Origin of the sequence: Vibrio sp. V39_P1S14PM300 (assembly GCF_009904765.1) — a bacterium.
Classification (GTDB): domain Bacteria; phylum Pseudomonadota; class Gammaproteobacteria; order Enterobacterales; family Vibrionaceae; genus Vibrio; species Vibrio proteolyticus.
The window spans coordinates 14,445-36,489 of record NZ_WXWP01000036.1 but is presented as its reverse complement, the minus strand read 5'-3'; the positions used below and the strand labels follow the sequence as shown (position 1 = coordinate 36,489).

General features: G+C 53.7%; 19 protein-coding genes and 1 pseudogene. 9 read left to right on the top strand and 11 right to left on the bottom strand.

All coding sequences use genetic code 11. From position 1 onward, the window contains the following. Positions 1-137: 137 nt before the first annotated feature. From fre to trxA, 7 genes and pseudogenes are all read right to left on the bottom strand, one after another. A complete protein-coding gene (gene fre, locus CAG65_RS02130; RefSeq protein WP_021707402.1) occupies positions 138-851 on the bottom strand; it encodes an NAD(P)H-flavin reductase in 714 nt (237 codons plus the stop codon). A 15-nt stretch (positions 852-866) separates the two neighbouring features. Beyond that, a complete protein-coding gene (locus CAG65_RS02125; RefSeq protein ID WP_161451859.1) occupies positions 867-1,136 on the bottom strand; it encodes a 2Fe-2S iron-sulfur cluster-binding protein in 270 nt (89 codons plus the stop codon). Further along, a complete protein-coding gene (locus CAG65_RS22435) occupies positions 1,133-1,519 on the bottom strand; it encodes a hypothetical protein (protein ID WP_443098365.1) in 387 nt (128 codons plus the stop codon). Before CAG65_RS22435 ends, CAG65_RS02125 begins: the two co-directional genes overlap by 4 nt. A gap of 89 nt (positions 1,520-1,608) precedes the next feature. Further along, positions 1,609-2,986 (bottom strand): annotated as a pseudogene (ubiD, locus tag CAG65_RS02120) (4-hydroxy-3-polyprenylbenzoate decarboxylase); the annotation flags it as partial. Positions 2,987-3,065: 79 nt separating this feature from the next. Next, a complete protein-coding gene (locus tag CAG65_RS02115) occupies positions 3,066-4,061 on the bottom strand; it encodes a hypothetical protein (protein ID WP_161451855.1) in 996 nt (331 codons plus the stop codon). Between the two features lie 102 nt (positions 4,062-4,163). Beyond that, positions 4,164-5,423: a transcription termination factor Rho gene (gene rho, locus CAG65_RS02110; RefSeq protein WP_040903291.1), complete on the bottom strand. Its 1,260-nt coding sequence runs from the start codon at positions 5,421-5,423 to the stop codon at positions 4,164-4,166. Positions 5,424-5,627: 204 nt separating this feature from the next. Continuing rightward, entirely contained in the window at positions 5,628-5,954 is a 327-nt protein-coding gene (gene trxA, locus CAG65_RS02105) for a thioredoxin TrxA (RefSeq protein WP_021707407.1), read from the bottom strand. 112 nt (positions 5,955-6,066) lie between these two features. Here trxA and rhlB point away from each other — a divergent pair, with 112 nt between their 5' ends. Continuing rightward, the gene (gene rhlB, locus CAG65_RS02100) at positions 6,067-7,365 is read left to right on the top strand and encodes an ATP-dependent RNA helicase RhlB (RefSeq protein WP_161451852.1); all 1,299 of its coding nucleotides are present in this window, start codon (positions 6,067-6,069) and stop codon (positions 7,363-7,365) included. A 7-nt stretch (positions 7,366-7,372) separates the two neighbouring features. Further along, entirely contained in the window at positions 7,373-8,863 is a 1,491-nt protein-coding gene (gene gppA / locus CAG65_RS02095) for a guanosine-5'-triphosphate,3'-diphosphate diphosphatase (protein ID WP_161451850.1), read from the top strand. Between the two features lie 57 nt (positions 8,864-8,920). Here the strand turns inward: gppA and CAG65_RS02090 are convergent, their stop codons facing one another. The 3 genes from CAG65_RS02090 to recQ all read right to left on the bottom strand — a co-directional run bounded on the left by CAG65_RS02090 (position 8,921) and on the right by recQ (position 11,919). Further along, entirely contained in the window at positions 8,921-9,595 is a 675-nt protein-coding gene (locus CAG65_RS02090) for a 7-cyano-7-deazaguanine/7-aminomethyl-7-deazaguanine transporter (protein ID WP_161451848.1), read from the bottom strand. 181 nt (positions 9,596-9,776) lie between these two features. Beyond that, positions 9,777-10,091 (bottom strand): DUF3630 family protein, encoded by a 315-nt coding sequence (locus CAG65_RS02085; RefSeq protein WP_161451846.1) that lies wholly within the window; start codon positions 10,089-10,091, stop codon positions 9,777-9,779. Then, complete coding sequence (recQ, locus tag CAG65_RS02080; protein ID WP_161451844.1) at positions 10,084-11,919, bottom strand: ATP-dependent DNA helicase RecQ; 1,836 nt, start codon at positions 11,917-11,919, stop codon at positions 10,084-10,086. Before recQ ends, CAG65_RS02085 begins: the two co-directional genes overlap by 8 nt. Positions 11,920-12,075: 156 nt before the next feature. Here recQ and rarD point away from each other — a divergent pair, with 156 nt between their 5' ends. The 6 genes from rarD (at position 12,076) to glaH (ending at position 19,162) form a co-directional block, all read left to right on the top strand. Beyond that, positions 12,076-12,990, top strand: coding sequence for an EamA family transporter RarD (gene rarD / locus CAG65_RS02075; RefSeq protein ID WP_021707413.1), 915 nt, complete (start codon positions 12,076-12,078; stop codon positions 12,988-12,990). Positions 12,991-13,063: 73 nt separating this feature from the next. Beyond that, the gene (locus CAG65_RS02070; RefSeq protein WP_021707414.1) at positions 13,064-13,858 is read left to right on the top strand and encodes a helix-turn-helix domain-containing protein; all 795 of its coding nucleotides are present in this window, start codon (positions 13,064-13,066) and stop codon (positions 13,856-13,858) included. 85 nt (positions 13,859-13,943) lie between these two features. Then, positions 13,944-14,618, top strand: a complete 675-nt coding sequence (locus CAG65_RS02065) for a LysE family translocator (RefSeq protein ID WP_161451842.1) — start codon at positions 13,944-13,946, stop codon at positions 14,616-14,618. A 90-nt stretch (positions 14,619-14,708) separates the two neighbouring features. Continuing rightward, entirely contained in the window at positions 14,709-16,457 is a 1,749-nt protein-coding gene (ggt, locus tag CAG65_RS02060) for a gamma-glutamyltransferase (protein ID WP_161451860.1), read from the top strand. A 731-nt stretch (positions 16,458-17,188) separates the two neighbouring features. After that, positions 17,189-18,091, top strand: a complete 903-nt coding sequence (locus CAG65_RS02055; RefSeq protein WP_161451840.1) for a LysR family transcriptional regulator — start codon at positions 17,189-17,191, stop codon at positions 18,089-18,091. A 120-nt stretch (positions 18,092-18,211) separates the two neighbouring features. Beyond that, positions 18,212-19,162, top strand: coding sequence for a glutarate dioxygenase GlaH (gene glaH, locus CAG65_RS02050; RefSeq protein WP_237668721.1), 951 nt, complete (start codon positions 18,212-18,214; stop codon positions 19,160-19,162). Between the two features lie 59 nt (positions 19,163-19,221). Here the strand turns inward: glaH and uvrD are convergent, their stop codons facing one another. Then, positions 19,222-21,396: a DNA helicase II gene (uvrD, locus tag CAG65_RS02045; RefSeq protein WP_161451835.1), complete on the bottom strand. Its 2,175-nt coding sequence runs from the start codon at positions 21,394-21,396 to the stop codon at positions 19,222-19,224. A gap of 333 nt (positions 21,397-21,729) precedes the next feature. Between uvrD and CAG65_RS02040 the strand changes: the two genes are divergently transcribed. Next, a complete protein-coding gene (locus tag CAG65_RS02040) occupies positions 21,730-21,990 on the top strand; it encodes a BufA1 family periplasmic bufferin-type metallophore (protein ID WP_021707420.1) in 261 nt (86 codons plus the stop codon). Positions 21,991-22,045 lie beyond the last annotated feature (55 nt).

The following is a 22,045-nucleotide window of genomic DNA, read 5'->3' as shown; positions in this document are numbered from 1 at the left end:
ATTATAGGGAGTTGAGATTTCAGCGCAAGCCCTTTTTCAAAAAAAATTGAAAAAAGAGTCATTTCGTTGAATAAAGCATCAATAACGTAAAAAAGAGGGTATAAAACCCTCTTTTTTCGCTTCTGGAAACCCTTTAATTAAATAAAGGCATACGCATCTGCGTACATGTGATCACTTAACGCTTGTTTATTTTGTGTAAACTGTTCACGCGCAGAGCCCGCCATTTCAAAGCGACCCGCGATATAGATATCGTAGTCGGCCAGTGAATCGAAATCGTCATTAATGGCTTGCAATACGTTACCGACTTTTCCTTGCCAGTCTGCTTCTGCTTGTTCCACGACCGGAACAAAATGAACATTATTATATCGCTGTTCAATCGCGCGTAACTCGTCTTTCGCGTACAACTGGCATTCATCGCGCGCGCCCCAGTATAAATAGATGTTATTGGATTTGTTTTGCGCAATACAGTGATCCAAGATCGAACGTACGTAGCTGAAGCCTGTGCCCCCTGCGATCAGCAGCAGTGGACGTTGGCTGTCCTCTTTTACCCAAGCGTCACCGTGCGGGGCATCGATCGCGATATCCGTGCCATTCGCCAAAGCGGCTTGCATCGCCTCAACCACTTCACCGGCATAAGCATTATGCTCCGCAGCTCCGATGTGCAGTTCCAGCTCCCCCTCATGGCGGCACGGACTGCTGGCGATAGAGAACGGACGCTTGTCTTTTTCTCCCATTACCACCATCAGGTACTGGCCGGCTTTAAAAGCCACCGGAGTTTCTGGATGCAGCAGGATCTGGTATGTATTGCAGGCTAACGGCTGAATAGACTTTACTTTACATTGGATGGTCATGGTCTTCCTCTATACTTACTCATCAAAAGTAAGCATTAAATTACTTTCGGCTAAGGCCTGACAAGCAAATATCCATCCCTGTTCCTGCTCCTTCTCTGTCAGCATGGGTTCAAGGAGATAACTTACTTCGCCTTCTATTTTTCGGCACAGACACGCAGCGCATGCGCCGACCTGACAACGGTGCGGGAAGCTAATTTGATGGTTGAGCGCCGCTTCCAGCACTGTTTCTCCATCTTGCACATCAAACTGGATATTCGCTGGCTGCAAGATGACAAGGTGGCTCATAGGATACCTAACTTATCCCAGATCGCATCGATTTTTGCCACAAGTTGGGGATCTTTCTGAATAGGAGTCCCCCACTCGCGTTGTACTTCCCCGTCGAACTTATTGGTAGCGTCCAGAGCCAGCTTGCTGCTCTGCCCTTCCGTTGCCGGGTATTGAATGGTGTCGCGTGCCGGATCCATGCGCGTCGTGATCGCCCAGATAACATCATTCCAGTCTCTGACATTGACGTCATCATCGCACAGCACCACAAAGCGGGCATCACTCAAAGGCTGGAGCCATGGCCAGAGTTTGTCCAGCAAAGCCCGGGACTGACCAGCGGCGTCTTTTTTCATCGACACCAGTACGAATCGTTGCTGCGCACCTTGTGGCAGATGTATATCCACCAGATCCGGGCATACGTGACGTAGTTGCTCGATCTCTGCCTCACCAACCCGGGTACTCGGCGGGGTCAACGTATCAGATGCCCTGCTCTGCTCTGCTTCCCATTTTATTGTCGCATCCAGGCCCATTTTCGACCCCAGCCCCGTCACCGGAGAAGCAAAATCCAGCGAGTCGATCGGCGTGTTTTCAATCAAAAGGGTGTCGCGCACCGGATCCATGTGTTCGGTCATCGCCTGAACCACCTCATTCCAGTCGCGGGCATTGACTTGTGCATCACACACTATCACGAACTTGGTGTACATAAACTGGCGCAGGAATGACCATACCCCCATCATGACCCGCTTCGCGTGACCGGGATATTGTTTTTTCATGGTCACCACGGCCATGCGGTACGAGCATCCTTCCGGCGGCAGGTAGAAGTCTGCAATCTCGGGAAATTGTTTTTGCAGAATCGGCACAAACACTTCATTGAGCGCCACGCCTAATACCGCCGGTTCATCTGGCGGACGGCCGGTGTACGTGCTGTGATAAATCGGCTCGTTACGCATCGTGATGTGCGTAACGGTAAATACGTGGTGACGTTCTTTTTCGTTGTAATAGCCGGTGTGATCGCCGTATGGACCTTCTTGCGCAAATTCAGTCGGATCGATATAGCCTTCCAGGACAATTTCGGCGCTGGCAGGCACATCCAAATCATTGCTGATCGATTTCACCACTTCGGTTTTACGGCCCCGCAATAAGCCAGCGAAAGCGTATTCGGATAAGGTATCTGGTACGGGTGTCACCGCCCCCAGAATCGTCGCCGGATCCGCCCCGAAGGCGACCGATACCGGAAACGGTTGGCCTGGATGAGTCTCCATCCAGTCGCGTAGATCCAGCGCTCCGCCCCGATGCGCCAGCCAACGCATGATCACTTTGTTCTTACCCAGCTTTTGCTGACGGTAAATGCCCAGATTCTGCCGTTTCTTGTGCGGCCCACGAGTGATGGTTAAGCCCCACGTCATCAATGGCGCTACATCATCGGGCCAGCAACTCATAACCGGGATTTTGTCGAGGTCGACCTCTTCGCCTTGCCAGATGATCTCCTGGCAAGCGGCTTTGCGCAGCCGTTTGGCTGGCATATTGAGCACCTGACGGAACACCGGCAGCTTGTCCAGCGCATCTTTGAAACCACGTGGCGGTTCCGGCTCTTTGAGATAAGCGAGTAATTTGCCCACCTCGCGCAGCTCTTGAACGTCGTGGCGCCCCATTCCGATGGCAACCCGTTCCGGCGTCCCGTACAGGTTGGTCAAGACCGGCATGTCGTAACCAATCGGATTTTCGAACAGCAATGCCGGCCCACCGGCACGCAGCGTACGGTCACTGATTTCGGTCATTTCATAATGAGGATCAACTGGGTGAGTGATGCGTTTTAGCTTGCCTTGGCGTTCAAGATAATCTGTAAAATCGCGTAAATCCTTAAAACTCATAGGCCTTCTGCTGGCTGGTTAAACTGCACGCAGTATACCAAAAAGCACTCTAGACGGTGCCCCATTTTTCGTGTGGGTATTACTGGGCAATCGCCTGCAAAATCGCACGGCTTTTGACCTGTTGATTGCTGTCGGCCAAATCACGTAACCAACTGCCGTAGCCCTGCTCAGCCAGATGGCGAGCGACCAGAGGCGCCTCGTCGCTGTTGCCCATCCGCTCAATCAGAAATTGCTGTACTTCTTGCGGCATCGGCTTAACCCGGGTCAGGGCTTTGAGCGCGTCTTCTTTGAGACTGGGGTTGGCTGTTGCCAGTATCACCTGATGCAGCGAAAACGGATCATGACGGGCGGCTAAGCGTAACAACTCATCTCGGGTATTGCTGTCAGCGCGCATCAGCCACAACAATTTATACACTTCCGGGTCGTCACTGACCTGAGCCAGACGCACCATCACCTGAGACGACGGCAACCAACTGGTGACTTTCGCCTGGGTCAGCTGCTGCGTGAGAGCCGTCAGGGCGCGAGGCGACAGACTGTCCAGTTCACGAATCAACAGCGCTTCGCGGGTCTGAAGCTGATAATCACTGCCTGACAGCCAGTGTTGCAGATCCAGCTCACCACGTTCTGCCATCAGCACAAAATCGAGTGTGGTCTGATCCTGACGCCAACGTTTCAGCAGACGGAACGCGATCGCCGGATAGTCAAAAGCCGGCACACTGAATTCATACCCGTCTCCCCGTTCCAGTATTTGATACACGGGCGGCTGAGCTTGTTGACGCTCAATGAACAGTGCCATTTTCGGCGTTAAGATCAGGTCTTGTTGTTCGATTTCAGACAACAGGCGATAACGTGCCACCTCTTGTTGCGGCAACGCCAGTCGCTCGAGAGCGAAATTGAGAGAGTCGATTTTATCCGCTTTAACCAGCTGCATCAGTTCATCGACTTTGTGTTTGATCTGATCGTCATGCGCCCATTGCTCTATCACTTGTGGTGACATTTCCGTGGCACTGAGTGGCGACACCGGGAGCAGCAATGACGATATCAGGAGAAGTGACGACAACATTCCTTGTTGCATGTTAACCTCCTTGTAACATCTTCCTCATTCTGAGCCTTATATAAATAGAATGCAATAAAAAACGCCACCGCAAGCGGTGGCGTTTTCACAAGTCAGAATGGGTTACTGACGACGCATCGCGTCGAAGAACTCATCATTGGTCTTGGTCATGGCCAATTTATCGATCAGGAATTCCATCGCGTCGATTTCACCCATCGGGTGCACAATCTTGCGCAGAATCCACATCTTCTGCAGCTCATCAGCTTTGGTCAACAGCTCTTCACGACGAGTGCCTGAGCGGTTGAAGTCGATCGCTGGGAAGACACGCTTTTCTGCAATCTTACGGTTCAGGTGCAGTTCCATGTTACCTGTACCTTTAAACTCTTCGTAGATCACTTCATCCATCTTCGAACCGGTGTCGACCAGTGCCGTCGCGATGATGGTCAGGCTGCCGCCCTCTTCCACATTACGAGCTGCACCGAAGAAACGCTTCGGACGGTGCAATGCGTTGGCGTCCACACCACCGGTCAGAACTTTACCTGATGACGGAACCACGGTGTTGTAAGCACGAGCAAGACGAGTGATTGAGTCCAGCAGAATCACCACATCTTTCTTGTGTTCAACCAGACGCTTGGCCTTCTCGATCACCATCTCAGCAACCTGAACGTGACGAGACGCTGGCTCATCGAACGTCGAGGCAATCACTTCGCCTTTCACCAAGCGTTGCATTTCGGTTACTTCTTCCGGACGTTCGTCAATCAGCAGCACCATCAACTCACACTCTGGGTGGTTGTAGGCGATGCTCTGAGCGATGTTTTGCAGCAGCATGGTTTTACCCGCTTTTGGCGGAGCAACAATCAGGCCACGCTGACCTTTACCAATCGGAGAAGCCAGGTCAAGAACACGCGCCGTAATGTCTTCGGTTGAGCCATTACCACGCTCCATCACCATACGCTCGTTGGCGTGCAGTGGCGTTAAGTTCTCAAATAAAATCTTGTTGCGGGCGTTGTCCGGCTTGTCGTCGTTAACCGTGTTGACTTTCAGCAGGGCAAAGTAGCGCTCACCGTCTTTAGGTGGACGAATCTTACCGGCAATAGAGTCACCGGTACGCAGGTTAAAACGTCGGATTTGGCTCGGTGACACGTAGATGTCGTCAGGACCTGCCAGGTACGAACTGTCTGCACTGCGCAGGAAACCAAAACCGTCTTGAAGAATCTCCAGTACCCCGTCGCCAAAGATATCTTCACCACTTTTCGCATGAGCTTTGAGGATAGCGAAGATGATGTCTTGTTTTCTCAGACGTGCCAGGTTTTCAAGGCCCAAGCTTTCGCCCAGTTTGACAAGATCAGACACAGGTCTGTTCTTCAGTTCTGTTAGATTCATTGTGGTGGATGCTTGTTTAGTCAAAATAGGATCTGTTGTTAGTTAAGAAGGATTTGGTCGCAGGATTGACCAAGAAGTGAACACTTGTTTATTTAACGTGCGATAAGTTAGCACTAAATACTAGCCTAGTCTAGATTTAGTTACGCTTCAAAAACAAAACCGTGCATCGGTAATTATGCACGGTTTTATCATTTGAGCTAAGGCTTAAAGGTTTGCGTCCAGAAACTCTTTCAGTTGAGTCTTAGACAGGGCGCCAACTTTGGTTGCCGCTACATTGCCGTCTTTAAACAGCAGCAGCGTTGGAATACCACGAATACCAAACTTAGGTGGAGTACCTGCGTTGTGGTCGATATTTAGTTTGCCGATAGTGAGTTTGCCTTCGTACTCGTCTGCGATTTCGTCCAGGATAGGCGCAATCATCTTACAAGGACCACACCATTCTGCCCAAAAATCTACCAGAACCGGGCCTGCAGCTTTGATTACGTCATTTTCAAAACCGTCATCAGTTAGCTGCAAAATCTTATCACTCATCTTCCACTCCAATGTGTTTTTTCTGAGCTGGTTGGATGATAACCAGTAAATAGATGCTCTATTGGAATGTATTTACTTTCGTATTGCAAGCTTAAGCTGATATTCTATAGCCATGAAAAAGACGCATATCACAGAGCAAAAGTTCGCCGATTTGGGATTACACGCCCAAGTTGTTGAAGGATTGGAAAAAAAAGGGTTCGAATACTGTACCCCGATCCAAGCCTTGGCGTTGCCGGTCCTGCTCACCGGCCAAGACATTGCAGGCCAGGCCCAGACGGGCACTGGTAAAACCCTCGCGTTTCTTACTGCTACTTTCCACCACCTGTTGACCACGCCAGAGCGCGAAGGCCGCCAGCCAACCCAGCCGCGCGCCATCATTATGGCTCCGACCCGTGAACTGGCTATCCAGATCTATAACGATGCTGAACCTCTGATTGCCAGCACCGGTCTTAAGGCCGCACTGGCCTACGGCGGTGAAAGTTATGATAAGCAGCTCACAAAATTGCAACAAGGCGTCGATATTCTGATCGGCACCACAGGTCGCATCATCGACTTCCATAAACAGAAGGTCTTTAACCTCGACAGCATTCAGGCTGTGGTTCTGGATGAAGCGGACCGCATGTTCGATCTGGGCTTTATCAAAGACATTCGTTTCCTGTTCCGCCGCATGCCCAATGCCAAAGAGCGCCTCAACATGCTGTTCTCTGCCACGCTGTCCTACCGAGTACAGGAACTGGCGTTCGAGCACATGAATGACCCGCAAAAAGTTGAGTCTGAACCGCAACAGAAAACTGGTCATCGTATTCAGGAAGAGCTGTTCTACCCATCCAACGAACACAAAATGTCGCTGTTGCAAACGCTGCTCGAAGAAGATTGGCCAGACCGTGCGATCGTGTTTGCCAACACCAAGCACAAATGTGAATCGATCTGGGGCCATTTGGCAGCCGACGGCCACCGTGTGGGTCTGTTGACCGGCGACGTACCGCAGAAAAAACGCGAAAAAGTGCTGGAACAATTTACGCAAGGCGATCTCGACATTCTGGTGGCTACCGATGTTGCCGCCCGTGGTCTGCACATTCCTCAAGTGACGCATGTCTTCAACTTCGACTTGCCGGATGACTGCGAAGATTACGTTCACCGTATCGGCCGGACCGGACGTGCTGGTGCCAGCGGCCACTCGATCAGCTTTGCCTGTGAACAGTACGCCATCAACCTGCCGGCGATCGAAGAGTACATTGAACATGCGATCCCAACCTCGGAATACGATCCGACCGCTCTGCTGACGGATCTGCCACCGGCCATTCGCATGCGCTCAAGCTCGCAGCAGCAACGTCGCACCAACACGGGGGGTTCTCGTAACCGCAAACCGCAGCGTCGTCCACGCCCACCACGTCAACAAAAGGATTCGTAAGCCGTTTATGAGCCAAGCCGTCTCTTCTCCGCTCTATGCCGCCATCGACCTCGGGTCGAACAGTTTTCACATGCTCGTGGTGCGTCATATCGATGGCAGCGTGCAAACCATGGCCAAGATCAAACGTAAGGTGCGTCTCGCCGCCGGGCTGGACGACCACAATGCGCTGAGTCAGGAAGCGATGCAGCGGGGTTGGGACTGTTTGAGTCTGTTTGCGGAACGCCTGCAGGACATTCCGGCGCAACACATCCGTATTGTCGGGACCGCCACACTGCGAACCGCCACCAATGTGGATGTGTTTCTGACCCGAGCCAACCAGATCCTGGGGCATCCGATTGACGTGATCTGCGGAGAAGAAGAAGCGGCGACCATTTATAAAGGCGTCGCGCATACGTCCGGCGGAATTGGCCGTCGCCTGGTGGTCGACATCGGCGGCGCCAGTACCGAACTCATCATCGGCGAAGGCTTTGATGCCAAAGCGCTGACCAGCCTGAAAATGGGCTGCGTCACCTGGCTGGAACGCCACTTCAAAGATCGTCAGCTCACTGCCACTAACTTCAGTAACGCGATTGCGGCAGCCAAAGCCACATTGCAACCTATTCTGGAGCAATACACCCGCCTCGGTTGGGACGTGTGTGTCGGCGCATCCGGAACGGTGCAGGCGCTGCAGGAAATCATGCTGGCGCAAGGCATGGATGAAGTGATCACCCTCGCCAAGCTGAAGCGTCTGCAGAAGCAGGCCATGCTGGCGGATCACCTCGAAGAGCTGGAAATTGAAGGTCTGACGCTGGAACGGGCACTGGTGTTCCCCAGCGGCCTGTCGATCCTGATCGCCATTTTTGAACTGCTGAACATTGACTCCATGACGCTGGCCGGCGGAGCGCTACGCGAAGGGCTGGTGTATGAAATGGTCAAAGAGCTGCGCCAGGACGACATCCGTGCCCGCACGATTGCCAGTGTTCAGGCGCGCTATCAGTTGGACGTCGATTACGGCAACCAGGTCGCCGCGTTGGCTGAAAAACTGCTGCACGCCTGTGGCGATGACTGGATCGAAGAAAATCAGGGCGCCATGCTGCTGGAGAGTGTCGCCAAGCTGCACGAGCTCGGTCTGACCATTGACTATAAAAAAGGCGGCGAGCACAGTGCCTACCTGTTGCAACATCTGGATCTGCCTGGCTACACCCGGGCGCAAAAGCACTTCCTGGGGGAAGTGGCGCGCCGCTACCGGGAGCAGTTGACCTCGTTGCCGGAGCAGCACGCCTTGTCCGGCAACAGTGCGAAACGTGTGCTGCGTCTGTTGCGTCTGGCGGTTCTGCTGACGCACCGTCGCAGCGTCGCTCTGGAGCCGGAGGTGACACTGCACGCCGATGGTGACAAGCTAACTCTGACTCTCGATCACGGCTGGCTGGCAGCCAACCCGTTGACCGCAGCTGAACTGGAAATCGAAGCCAACCGCCAAACCGACATCGGCTGGCCGTTGGTGATTGCATCCCGCTAAATCGCGCTTCGAACACAAAAAAGCCCGGGTTGATTAACCCGGGCTTTTTATTACGGTTTAAGGTTGTTTGACTCCGGCGACCTGAAAATCCGGATTAACCGCGGTGATTTTGCGGATCAGATAGTTGAGCAGCACCCCATACATAGGGACAAACAATCCAAGGCTGATGATCAATTTGAAACTGTAGTCGACCAACGCAATTTCGGTCCAGTGCTCGGCCATAAAGGCGTCCGGACTCTGGTAAAACGCGATAGCAAAGAATGCCATGGTGTCGAGGGCGTTACCAAACAACGTCGAACAGGTCGGTGCCACCCACCACTGCTTCATCTGGCGCAGACGGTTGAAGACGTGCACATCCAAAATTTGCCCGAGCAGATAGGCCATAAAGCTGGCAATCGCAATCCGCGCGACAAACAGATTGAATTCACTCAACTGCGCCAGTCCCTGGAACTGTCCTTCCAAGAACAGCACCGACAGCACATACGACACCGCCAGTGACGGCAGCATCACCAGAAAAATGATCTTGCGCGCCAGCGGCGCACCGAAAATCCGTACCGTCAGATCCGTGGCCAAAAAGATGAATGGGAAAGTGAATGCGCCCCAGGTGGTATGAAAACCAAATAGGGTGAACGGCAACTGCACCAGATAATTACTCGAAGCAATGATGATCAGGTGGAACAGAACTAAATACGACAGGGCTTTGCGCTGCTGCGCAGGGGTAAAGTGACTCATACGATACCTTTTTAGTTTGGTTTGGGGGCGAGGGAACCCAAATCGAACCCGTCTTGTGACGTGATTCTTACCAACAATGTCAATCAAATACGTGTGGCTGCCCGCCAGCAGGCAGCGGCGGGCGATTATACCTTAACCAATGACGTTCGCAATAGCCGCTAGCGAGGCAAACGTTTGAGCACTAAAAACCGCGCCGGAACAGTTCGGCAAGAAACGCCAGCTCCTCGGTAGACTCCTCCATCGACAGCGCCTCGAGCCACACGCATTCACTGTAATGCTCTGCCCGCAAAAACAGCTGGCAGCCTTCGAAATCGATCAACCAGGAATGGACATCCGCATCCCATTGCTTTTCCAGCACCCGCGCCGACAACAGAACCACCAATCGCTCCCCCAGCTCAGGAAACGAATCAAAGTCAAAGCGCGGCGCACGAATAATAAGCCGTCCGTATTCGGGCTCGTATTCCACCAGTCCAAATTCTGTCGGTGTGTCAGCCATGATGAGTAATGTGCTCCTGAATCAAATCTAAGAATGGATCGGCGTATTTTTCCAGTTTACGCTGCCCGACCCCGCTGACCGCCAGCATCTCGCCGTACGACGTCGGCAGAATTTCGGCCATGTCGATCAAGGTCGCGTCACTGAACACCACGTATGGCGGCAGCCCGTCTTCATCGGCGATCGCTTTGCGTAGTTTACGCAGCTTGGCGAACAGTTTCTTATCATAGTGTTTGTTCGACAGTTTATCCGCTTTCGCGGCACGTGCTGCGGTATCTAACCTTGGCACCGCCAGCTCGAGCGACATGTCACCACGCAGCAGCGGCCGCGCTTCTTCGGTCAATTGCAGTGTCGAGTTGCGCGTGATGTTCTGAGTCAGCAAGCCTTTGTGAATCAACTGGCGGAAAATACTCACCCAGTAGTCGTGACTGTGATCGCGGCCAAGACCGTAGGTCGACAATTTATCGTGCCCGTTTTCCCGTACCCGGATATTTTGCATCCCACGCAGCACTTCCACCACGTAGCCCATACCAAAACTCTGATTGACCCGGTAGACGCACGACAACGCTTTCTGCGCTTCCTGAGTGGCATCAAAATGTTTGGGCGGATCCAGGCAGATATCACAGTTCCCACACGGTTTTTCCCGGTACTCTCCGAAGTAATTCAGCAGCACCTGACGTCGGCAGGTCTGGGCTTCGGCAAACGCACTCATCGCGTTGAGTTTGTGGCTCTCAACCTGCTTCTGCGGACCGTCGTCTTTCTCATCCAACATGCGTCGCAGCCAGCTAATGTCGGCCGGGTCGTAGAGCATCATGGCTTCCGCCGGTAACCCGTCGCGGCCCGCACGGCCGGTTTCCTGATAATAGGACTCAATGTTACGCGGAATGTCGAAATGGACCACAAAGCGGACATTGGGTTTGTTGATCCCCATACCAAACGCGACGGTGGCGACAACAATTTGCAGATCGTCCCGCTGGAACGCCTCCTGTACCCAGGCGCGCTCATCGGCGTCCATGCCGGCGTGATACCCGGCAGCACGAATGTGGTTATTGCACAGTTTCTCGGTCAGCATTTCGACTTTCTTACGGCTGCCGCAATAAATAATCCCGCAACTGCCTTTGTTGCTGTCGAGAAAACGCAGGATTTGCGACACCGGTTTGTGCTTCTCCACCAGCGTATAGCGAATGTTGGGCCGGTCAAAACTGCCGAGGTAAGTGTGCGGCTGATTCAGTTGCAACCGATGGAGAATGTCTTTGCGCGTGGCGTCGTCCGCGGTGGCGGTCAGCGCCATCACCGGCACGTGTGCAAACTGCTGCTTGAGTTGGCCCAGTGCGGCATACTCGGGACGAAAATCGTGTCCCCACTGGGAAATACAGTGCGCTTCATCCACCGCAATCATTGCCAGCGGCAGACTCTCCAGACGTTCGATAAAGTCACGCATCAATACCCGTTCCGGCGAGACGTACACCAGCTTGAGCGTTCCCTGATGCATGCGGTTGTAGACCGAGATCAGCGCTTCTCGCGACATAGTGGAGTTGATGCATTCCGCCGCCACGCCGTTGGCTTTGAGTTGGTCCACCTGGTCTTTCATCAATGAAATCAACGGAGAGATTACCAGCGTCAAGCCGTCACGAACCAGCGCCGGGATCTGGTAACAGAGTGACTTGCCGCCACCTGTTGGCATGATCACCAGGCTGTCCTGCCCGGCCATCGCCGCCTCAATCACCTCCTGCTGACCATCACGGAACGTCTGGTAGCCAAAAACGGTCTCCAGAACATGCTGGGGAGTGAGCGGCGGCTGAGTGGGTTCGGCTAACAGTGTGGAGGTCATTGAATTCTCGGTCAGGAAATGCTGAATGTGGATTGTGCATTGGCGAGCGCACATTGTAGTGGCGTTTGATGGTGAATAAAACCGCAAAATGTTAGGTGATTCACATTGTCGCTCGTATACTGCTCATTCGGATAGTAAATCAATAAGTGATGTCACATGACACCTGATGAACAACAAAAAGCACGCCAGGGCATCCTGCTCGCGGTCGGTGCTTACACCATGTGGGGCATCGCGCCGATCTACTTTAAGTCGATCGCCGAAGTGTCACCACTGGAAATTCTCAGTCACCGGATCGTCTGGTCGTTTTTCCTGCTCGCAGCCCTACTCCATTTTGGCCGTCGCTGGCGCACCGTTTTTGAGGTCATGAGTTCGAAACGCAACATGCTGTATCTGCTGTCCACCGCGCTGCTGGTCGGCGGTAACTGGCTGATTTTTATCTGGGCAGTCAACGCCAACCATATGCTCGACGCCAGTCTCGGTTATTACATTAACCCATTATTCAACGTGGTGCTCGGGATGGTGTTTCTCGGCGAGCGGCTGCGCAAAATGCAGTGGTTTGCGGTCACTCTGGCCACCTGCGGTGTGCTGGTGCAGTTGATCGCGTTCGGCTCCGTCCCCGTGGTCGCCATTGCACTGGCGATGAGCTTTGGTTTTTATGGCCTGCTGCGCAAAAAAGTCAGTCTGGATGCGCAAACCGGCCTGTTTATTGAAACGCTGCTGCTGTTTCCGGTTGCGGCGGTTTATCTGCTGACCATGGCCGACAGCGCAACCTCAGACATGACAGCCAATCCGTGGTCACTCAACCTGCTGCTGGTCGCCGCCGGTGTGATCACCACACTGCCACTGCTGTGTTTTACCGGCGCCGCCACCCGGTTGAAGCTGTCGACGCTGGGCTTCTTCCAGTACATCGGCCCCAGCCTGATGTTCTTGCTGGCTGTGCTGGTGTACGGTGAAATTTTTACTCTCGATAAAGCCATCACCTTCGCCTTTATCTGGGGCGCACTGGTGGTGTTCAGTATCGATGGTCTGAGAAACAACCGTCGTTCACGCGCCGCCGCCATCGCGAAGTGATCGTTTTTTACAAGACAATCACCACAGTGCGGGATAAGCTTGGTTACTCAGTAACCAAGCTTTTTTTATCGCGATGGATCACGTCAGTTACCACACCTCTCCCAGCCAGGCCGTCAGTCTGATAGAAGGCAACTATCAGCGTTTTGCCTTCTCTCGTCACTATCACCTCGATTTCCACATCGGGTTGATCACCCAAGGCCAACAGAAATTCCGCCATCAGGGACGCTCTCATCTGGTCGGTCAGGGGGAATTTGTGATCATGCAGCCTGACGAGCTGCACGACGGCCAGTCGCAACACGATTCCGGTTACCAGACACGCGTGTTTGCGATCGATCCTGACTGGTTCAGTGATCTGGCGGATCCACGCCAAGCCGGTCAAATCATCAGCTTTGAGCAGTTGATCATCGCGGATCCTGCAATCTATTCACAACTGCTTAACCTGCACCGCTGGCTGAGCGTCCCCGACCTCAGCCAGTTGGCCAAAGACTGCCTGCCGTTTGAAGGCTTCAATCAATTGTTTGATCGATACGGCGCGCTAAAACGGCGCGACTGCATTCCGCTCGGTGAGCAGTCGGTCGACATGCTCAAGCAGTATTTGCTGGCCAATCTGGACCAACCGGTCAGACTCGAACAGCTGGCGGCGTTGTGCCAGCTCAGTCCGACTCAATTTCAACGCCATTTTAAAGCGCGCATGGGGATCACGCCGTACGCCTGGCTCAGTCGCTTACGTCTGGAGCAGGCGATGAAGCTGCTGAAATCCGGGTTGTCGGGCACCGATGTCGCCCATCAAGTCGGCTTTTACGATCAGGCACACTTCAGCAAGGCATTCAAACTCTCGTTCGGGATTTGCCCCTCACAGGTCAACTGACGGGCCGGCTGTCAGAAATTTACAATCGCCTAGGCTGACCGCTTGTCATACTCAAGCTCTCAAACTATAGAGTGAAGATTCGCTTATGAACGAAATAACCATTCTCGCCACACTCGCCGGGGTCCACTTTATTGCTCTGATGAGTCCGGGTCCAGACTTTGCCCTGGTGGTGCAAAACGCCACCCGTTACGGCCGCCAGACCGGGCTGTTTATTGCCCTGGGTTTGTCATGTAGCATTCTGCTCCATTCCTTGTTTAGCCTGACCGGCGTGAGCTTTCTGGTGCATCAACACCCCGCACTGTTCGCCCTGTTGCAACTGGCCGGGGGCAGTTATTTGCTCTATCTCGGCATCGGAGCACTGACAGCGATCTGGCGTGCTCATCGCGCTCCGCAAGACACAGACCCGGACGCGCCCAAACCGGATCAGCTGCTGAGCAATAAACGTCAAGCCTTTTCACGCGGCTTTGCCACCAACCTGCTCAACCCAAAAGCCTTGGTGTTCTTTGTCAGCCTGATGTCGAGCCTGGTGCCGGCCGGTATGTCGCTCGGCGGCAAGGGGATTGCTCTGGTGATCCTGTTCAGCCTGTCACTGCTATGGTTCTCATTTCTTGCTTGGGCTTTGTCGACCGAACGTCTGCAACGCCGCCTGCAATCTCTGAGTGTCTATATTGATGGGCTGTGCGGGCTCATTTTCACCCTAATTGGTGTCAGTATTTTGTGGCAATCCCTCCTTGCACTGAGTCCGTTGTTCAATTTTTGATTCAACGTTACAAATCGCCAACAAACCACTAGACCTTGCAACATTCCACTGCCAATCTGAACCTGCATTCACGATAACAAGGAGAAAATGATGCAGTGGAAAACCACTTTCCTCACCACATCAATGTTGGTTGCCTCAGGAGCTTGCTGGGCCGATCAAGCCGCCGACAGTGTCGCACCGGAACAGAGCAGCGGCCTGGAACAGAAACAGCTGGTGAAAGCCCAGAATTACATGGTGACGGCGGCGAATCCGGTCGCAACACAGGCCGGCGCCGACATTCTCAAACAAGGTGGCAACGCGATCGATGCCATGGTCACCGTGCAGCTGATGCTGGGCTTGGTTGAGCCACAATCATCGGGGATCGGCGGAGGGGCGTTTTTGGTCTACTGGGATGCCAAAAAGCAGCAATTAACCAGTTATGACGGGCGTGAAACCGCGCCACTCAATGCAACCCCGACGTTATTCCTCGACGAGCAGGGTCAACCACTGCAGTTCTATGATGCGGTGGTGGGTGGCCGCTCGGTTGCGACACCGGGCACAGTCAAGCTGTTGTGGGATACTCATCAGAAGTACGGCAAACTGGAATGGAAAAAACTGATTGAACCTGTGGTCGCCCTCGCCGAACAAGGATTCACCATCAGCCCACGCCTGGCCACACTGATTGCCGGCGATGCAGAACGACTGAGCCGTTTCCCGGCCACCAAAGCCTACTTCTTTAATCCCGACGGCACACCGAAAACGGCAGGCACCTTGCTGAAAAACCCGCAATACGCCGCCACGCTCAATGCCATCGCCAAACGCGGCGCCGATGCATTCTATCAGGGCGACATTGCTGCTGATATCGTGAAAACGGTGCAAAACGCCCCCGGCAATCCGGGAGTGCTGGCTCTGAAAGACTTTGATACCTACACCATCAAACAGCGTGAACCAGTGTGTGCCGCATACGCCAGCTACGACATCTGCGGCATGGGACCACCCAGTTCCGGGGCGCTGACGGTTGGTCAGATCCTGGCGATGACCGAAACGTACGATCTTAAAGCTTGGGGCGCAGACAATCCCAAATCCTGGCAGGTGATCGCCGACGCTTCACAACTGGCTTTTGCAGACCGGGGGCTGTACATGGCGGATCAAGACTTCGTCCCCATGCCGACCCAAGGCCTGCTCGACCAAGCTTATCTGCAAGACCGCGCTCAGTTGATCAAAGTCGGTCAGGCACTTGGCAATGCCACCGCCGGTAATCCACCCTGGCAACATGCGCTGCGTCTCAGCCGCGATGAATCCATTGAGCTGCCCTCCACCAGCCACTTTAATGTCGTCGACCGGGATGGCAACGTTGTCTCCATCACCACCACGATAGAGAACGCGTTTGGTTCACGGCTGATGGTTCGCGGATTCCTGCTCAACAATGAACTGACCGACTTTTCCTTCCGCACCCACAGTGACGGCCGGCCGATCGCTAACCGCCTTGAACCGGGCAAACGGCCACGCTCTTCGATGGCGCCCACCATCGTGATGCACAATGACCAGCCCTATATGGCGATTGGCTCACCTGGCGGCAGCCGGATCATCGGCTACGTTGCCCAGGCGCTGATTGCCCACACTCAATGGGGTATGGATATCCAGCAGGCGATCAATCAGCCGCATTTGCTCAACCGTTTTGGAGAACTGGACATCGAACAAGGTACCGCCGCCGAGCGTTTGGCACCGCAACTGGAGAAAATGGGCTTTAAGGTTAACGTGCGTGACCTCAACTCCGGCCTGCACGCCATTCGGATCACCGCCGATGGTCTGGAAGGCGCTGCGGATCCTCGCCGGGAAGGGGCTGCGATCGGCGAATAAAAGATCCTATGGCGGATCGTCTCACCCGCTTGTGCGAGATCTCTCACAAGCGGGTGAGTCAAAATCGCTTTTTTGCTGAGATAAAGGCAGATAGATAACAATAACTTATTGATAATAAAAGACTTGATTGTATTTTAGTCATCCTCAATAAAAAGAAATCGATTTCACAATATTGCTGAGTTGGGCGGAAACCGTAAGATGAAGGGTGTCGGAAGGATACTGACACGGAACAGGTAATCTTCAGGATGAAGAGACGGTTATTCAGGATGAATGATCGGGCAAGGACAGCAAAACGGACATTGAACGGACGCAATAGTGACTAGGATGGTTGCTACTAAGGATGGGAAATGGACACCTCTGGACGAGGCAAGGACTCAGCATCAGGATGATGCCAGGGACACCGCTCAGGGAACAAGTGATGTGAGCTAACGAGGATGGTTAGCGGACCAGGATAAGGTCGAGGACACCGCTAGGATGGCGATGAAAGGACTGCGCTGACGGAATACAGCACACTATCATGGATTTGATGCATGGAGCACTTTGAGTAGCTGGATTGCTGCGAGTAAGACTATAACCCCGATGGGCGCAAGCCCTCGGGGTTTTTCTTTGCCACAAAACTGTGATCGCATTCCGCTCCTGCGATTGTCATCGGCTGCAAGCGCCAAATCCGATTGCACCCGGTCGGTGAGACGCTAGAGTATCAGTCTCCCCCGTAACTGTGGCGCAACCGTATGGACATCAAACGCCTGCATTATTTTGTGGCACTGGCTCACACCGGCAGCTTCACCAAAACGGCCGATCAGCTCGACATTGCCCAATCAGCCCTCAGCGTTGCAATGCAAAAGTTAGAGCAGGAACTCGGCCTCAAACTGATCAATCGCAATCATCGCCAAATCCAACTGACCGCTGACGGGCGCCGTCTGCTGACGCACGCGCAGCGTATCCTTGAAGATGTCGAGCAAGCCCGGCGGGAAATGAATGAACTGAAAGGTCTGGAGCGGGGTGAGATTGATTTTGGCGTTTCGGCGATGCTCGGGTCTTACTTTCTTCCCCAGGCACTGGCTGCGTTTGCTGAACGCTATCCGCACATCCGCATCCGGGTACAGGAACACGGCAGCGCCACACTACAGCGCATGTTGCTGGACGGCGAGCTGGACCTGGCGTTTGTGCGCAGCGATCAGCCGCTGGATCAGTTGCGCTATGTGCGTTTATGCGCCGAGGAAATTGTCGCCTGCGTCAGCCGGCAGCATCACTTTACTGCCCAGCCCTTTGTCACACTGGACGAGTTCTGCCGTGAACCGCTGGTCCTGTTTCGTGAAGGCTATCTGCTGCGTGAAGCCGTCAGTCGTCACTGCCGCCAGCACCACCTCTCCCCCGATGTGCGCTTTGAAACCAACCTGATTGAACTGGTCAAGACGCTGGTGGGGCGTGAGCTGGGGATCAGTACCTGTCTGCGCCGCATCGTTCAACCACATGACCCCTTAGTGTGTGTCCCTTTTCAGCCAGCGCTGAAGCTCGAATTTGGCCTCGGCTGGAAGAGCAGCCATTATCTGTCCCACGCTGCCCGGACTTTCCTCGAATTTATGCAGGCCTGGCATCAGCCGTTATCCACCGAGCACAGTAGTGTTGAGTAATTATCACTTTTATAGATTGAAACTATAACATCAATATATTGTTTAGATAAACGGTCACCTGCTAACCTTGTATTCACTCAATAACGCCGCCAGGACGCGGGTTTTCGACAAGGAATGACCATGACGCAACTTCACCCCTCTCAGCCCGATAACCCCCTGCTTGAGGTGCAGCCTCACCCCAATAATGCCCGCCTGCAAGTCGTAACCCTCAGCCAGGCGCTGTTGAATCAGTTCCAGCAGCTCAGCGCACGCTGGGATCTACAAGCGATTGAATACAAGCCATTTTTGCGTTTTGCGGTGGCCGACGCGCTCGATCTGGCATCCGGACGCCAGTTGAAACCTTTGCTGAGAAACATCATCGATGATCGCGCCCATGGTGCTTTTCTGCTCCAGGCCGACACACAAACACAGGCCAACTGGCGAAATGATGACGCGCAGCGGGACGATTTTGTCAAATTGTCCACAGCGGTGTCACACCTGATCGGCTTGCCCAATTTTGATGCCATGTACGGCAAATATTACGCCCGCTTTACGGTCAAAAATGCCGATAACAGCGACAGTTACCTGCGTCAGGCACACCGACGGATGGAATTGCACAACGACGGCACGTACGTCAAAGAGCGCACCGATTTTGTACTGATGATGAAAATGCAGGAGCAGAACATGCAGGGCGGAGACTCACTGCTGCTGCACCTGGATGACTGGCAGGAGCTGGCGCGTTTTTATCATCACCCGCTCGCCAGCCACCCCATGAACTGGGGCGCGCCACCCAGCAAGAACACCGGTTACGACATTGAGCATGCAGTTTTTTTCGAACAGGACGATAACGGTCTGCCCCACATGCTCTTTATCGACCAGTTCGCCAAACCCAAAAATCTGGCGGAAGGGTTGTACCTGTATGAAATGGGGGAATCGCTCGAGCGCGACAACCACTGCTTCAACGTACGCGTGCCAGTCGGGGCGATGCTGGTGGTCCACAATCATCGCTGGCTGCACGGGCGGGACAAGTTCATTCCGCACCCCGAGCTGAGTCGTGAGTTATTGCGCCTGCGCGGCTGTTTTTCGCGTTAAGCACACAGTAAAAATAACAACGCCGCGCTAGGCGCGGCGTGAGTGTAGATGGATTGGTTTTATAACTGTTCCAGTTTGGCGTACGCGGTCACCAGCCATTTGATGCCCTCACCGTTGAACGCGACCTGTACCCGGCTTTGAGGCCCGTTGCCTTCAAAATTGATGATGGTTCCTTCACCGAATTTCGGGTGCATCACCCGCGACCCCAGACTAAAACCGGTTTCGTTGAAGTTCTCTTTCACCGCGGTCTGGCTGAAACGGCCACTGCTGGTCGGGCGACTGACCTGAGCTTTCATCCGCACTTCATCCAGGCAGTGCTGCGGCAACTCACGGATAAAGCGGGACGGTTTGTGGTATTTGTCCTGACCATACAAACGGCGCATCTCTGCGTAGGTGATGTAGAGTTTTTCCATTGCCCGGGTCATGCCGACGTAACACAAGCGGCGCTCCTCTTCGAGACGGCCAGCTTCTTCGGCCGACATCTGGCTAGGGAACATGCCCTCTTCCACCCCAACCATAAAGACCAGTGGAAATTCCAGACCTTTGGCGCTATGCAGAGTCATCAGTTGTACCGCATCTTCAAACTCATCCGCTTGCCCTTCGCCCGCTTCCAGTGCTGCGTGCGTCAAAAACGCCGTCAGCAGCGTCATCTCTTCCGCTTCTTCCGGCTTTTCAAACTGCCGGGTTGCGGTGACCAGCTCTTCCAAGTTTTCAATCCGCGCTTTGGACTTCTCGCCTTTCTCCTGCTCATACATCGCAAACAAGCCCGACGATTTGATCACGTGGTCAGTCTGCTCATACAGAGGCATCTCGGCAGTGTCATCTTCCAACGCATGGATCAGCTCAACAAAACGGCCCAGCGCTCCGGCCGCCCGGCCCGGCAATACCTGCTCATCCAGCAGCGCCACACTCGCTTCCCACATGGTGCAGCCCCGATCACGAGCTGCGAAACGGATCGTTTCCAGTGTCTTGTCGCCCAACCCGCGGGTTGGCGTATTGACCACTCGTTCAAACGCCGCATCGTCATTGCGGTTGGCCATCAAACGCAAATAGCTGAGGGCATCTTTGATTTCCTGGCGTTCGAAGAAGCGCATCCCGCCATAAATCCGGTAAGGCAAACCAGCCTGAATCAGTGCCTCTTCCAGTACCCGCGACTGGGCGTTGTTGCGATACAGCATGGCGGCGTCTGTCAGTACGCCTCCCTTATCCTGCCACTCTTTGATTTTACTCACGGCAAAACGCGCTTCGTCCAGCTCATTGTAGGCCGAGTACACCGAAATCGGCTCGCCCGACTGACCGTCGGTCCACAGCTCTTTGCCCATCCGTTCGGTGTTATTGGCGATCAAGGTATTGGAGGCTTCCAAAATGGTTTTGGTCGAGCGGTAGTTCTGCTCCAGACGGATGGTGTTGACGCTTGGAAACTCAAGCGTGAACTTTTCAATATTTTCAACTTTCGCGCCGCGCCAGCCATAAATCGACTGATCATCATCACCGACGATCATTACATGGCAATCCGGCCCAGCCATCATACGCAGCCAGGCGTACTGGATGTTGTTGGTGTCCTGAAACTCATCAACCAGGATGTGTTTGAAACGCGCTTGGTAGTGTTCACGAATGTGCTTTTTCTCACGCAGTAACTCGTGCGCACGCAGCAAAATCTCGGCGAAATCCACCAGTCCGGCGCGATCACACGCTTCCTGATACGCGCTGTACAACTGCAGATAAGTTTTGGTGATCGGATCGTGATACGCATCGATGTGCGCCGGACGCAGGCCTTCGTCTTTCTTGCCGTTAATCCACCAGGCTACCTGACGTGGCGGCCACTGTTTCTCATCCAGGTTCTGTGCCTTAATCAGACGGCGCAGCAAACGCTGCTGATCATCACTGTCGATGATCTGAAAATCTTCCGGCAGCTTCGCGTCCAGATAGTGAGCGCGCAGAATACGGTGACAGATACCGTGAAACGTGCCGTTCCACATCCCGGAGGCACTGCCCATCATCAATTCTTCAATCCGGCCGCGCATCTCCGCCGCCGCTTTGTTGGTAAACGTCACCGACATGATTGAAAACGGCGAGGCCTGTTCCACCGACATCAACCAGGCAATCCGATGCACCAGCACCCGAGTTTTACCACTGCCGGCCCCGGCCAGAACCAGCAGGTTCTCCAGCGGAGCGGCCACCGCTTCGCGTTGTTTATCGTTAAGGCCGTCGAGTAATAAAGAGGGATCCATCATGGCACAGCTACTGGTTATTTATACATAAAGCCTGATTATACCCAAGTGCGGTCAAGATGCACGCGCTGGCGGTCAAATCTCCGCCGAGAGCGCGCTGATACCGGCCAAACAAAACCGGGTTGGCTGGTGACGCAAGGGGTCACGAAACAAAAAAATTCTCACATGGAATCAGTTTGTTAAATAACAAAATCGAATAAAAAAGCGAAAATGTATATTTTTTGTGAAAGTTTTCCCCGGCTTTATCTATCTTCTTAAGGGAGCAAAGCAGGCAATTCGCCTGGCCGTCTTTGCCGACACACAAAGGAAAGTAAACAACCGTCTGAGGAATTGATGATGAAGAAATCGAATCTGGCCGTTACCGCGGCAGTCACCGGCTTACTGGCACTGGGTGGCACTATGCTGACCGCTACCCCGGCTGCGGCCGCAGAAAAAGAGAAGTGCTACGGCGTCGCCAAAGCAGGCAAAAACGACTGTGCGACCAAATCCAGCTCATGCGCGGGCACCGCCAAAGAAGACCATATGAAAGATGCGTTTGTCGTTGTCCCGAAAGGCCTGTGCGACAAGCTGGCCGGTGGCACTACTCAGTCTTCATAATCCCCAGTAAGGCGCGCTGTGGATTGGTACAGCGCTCCTTACTTTGCTTCCTGCA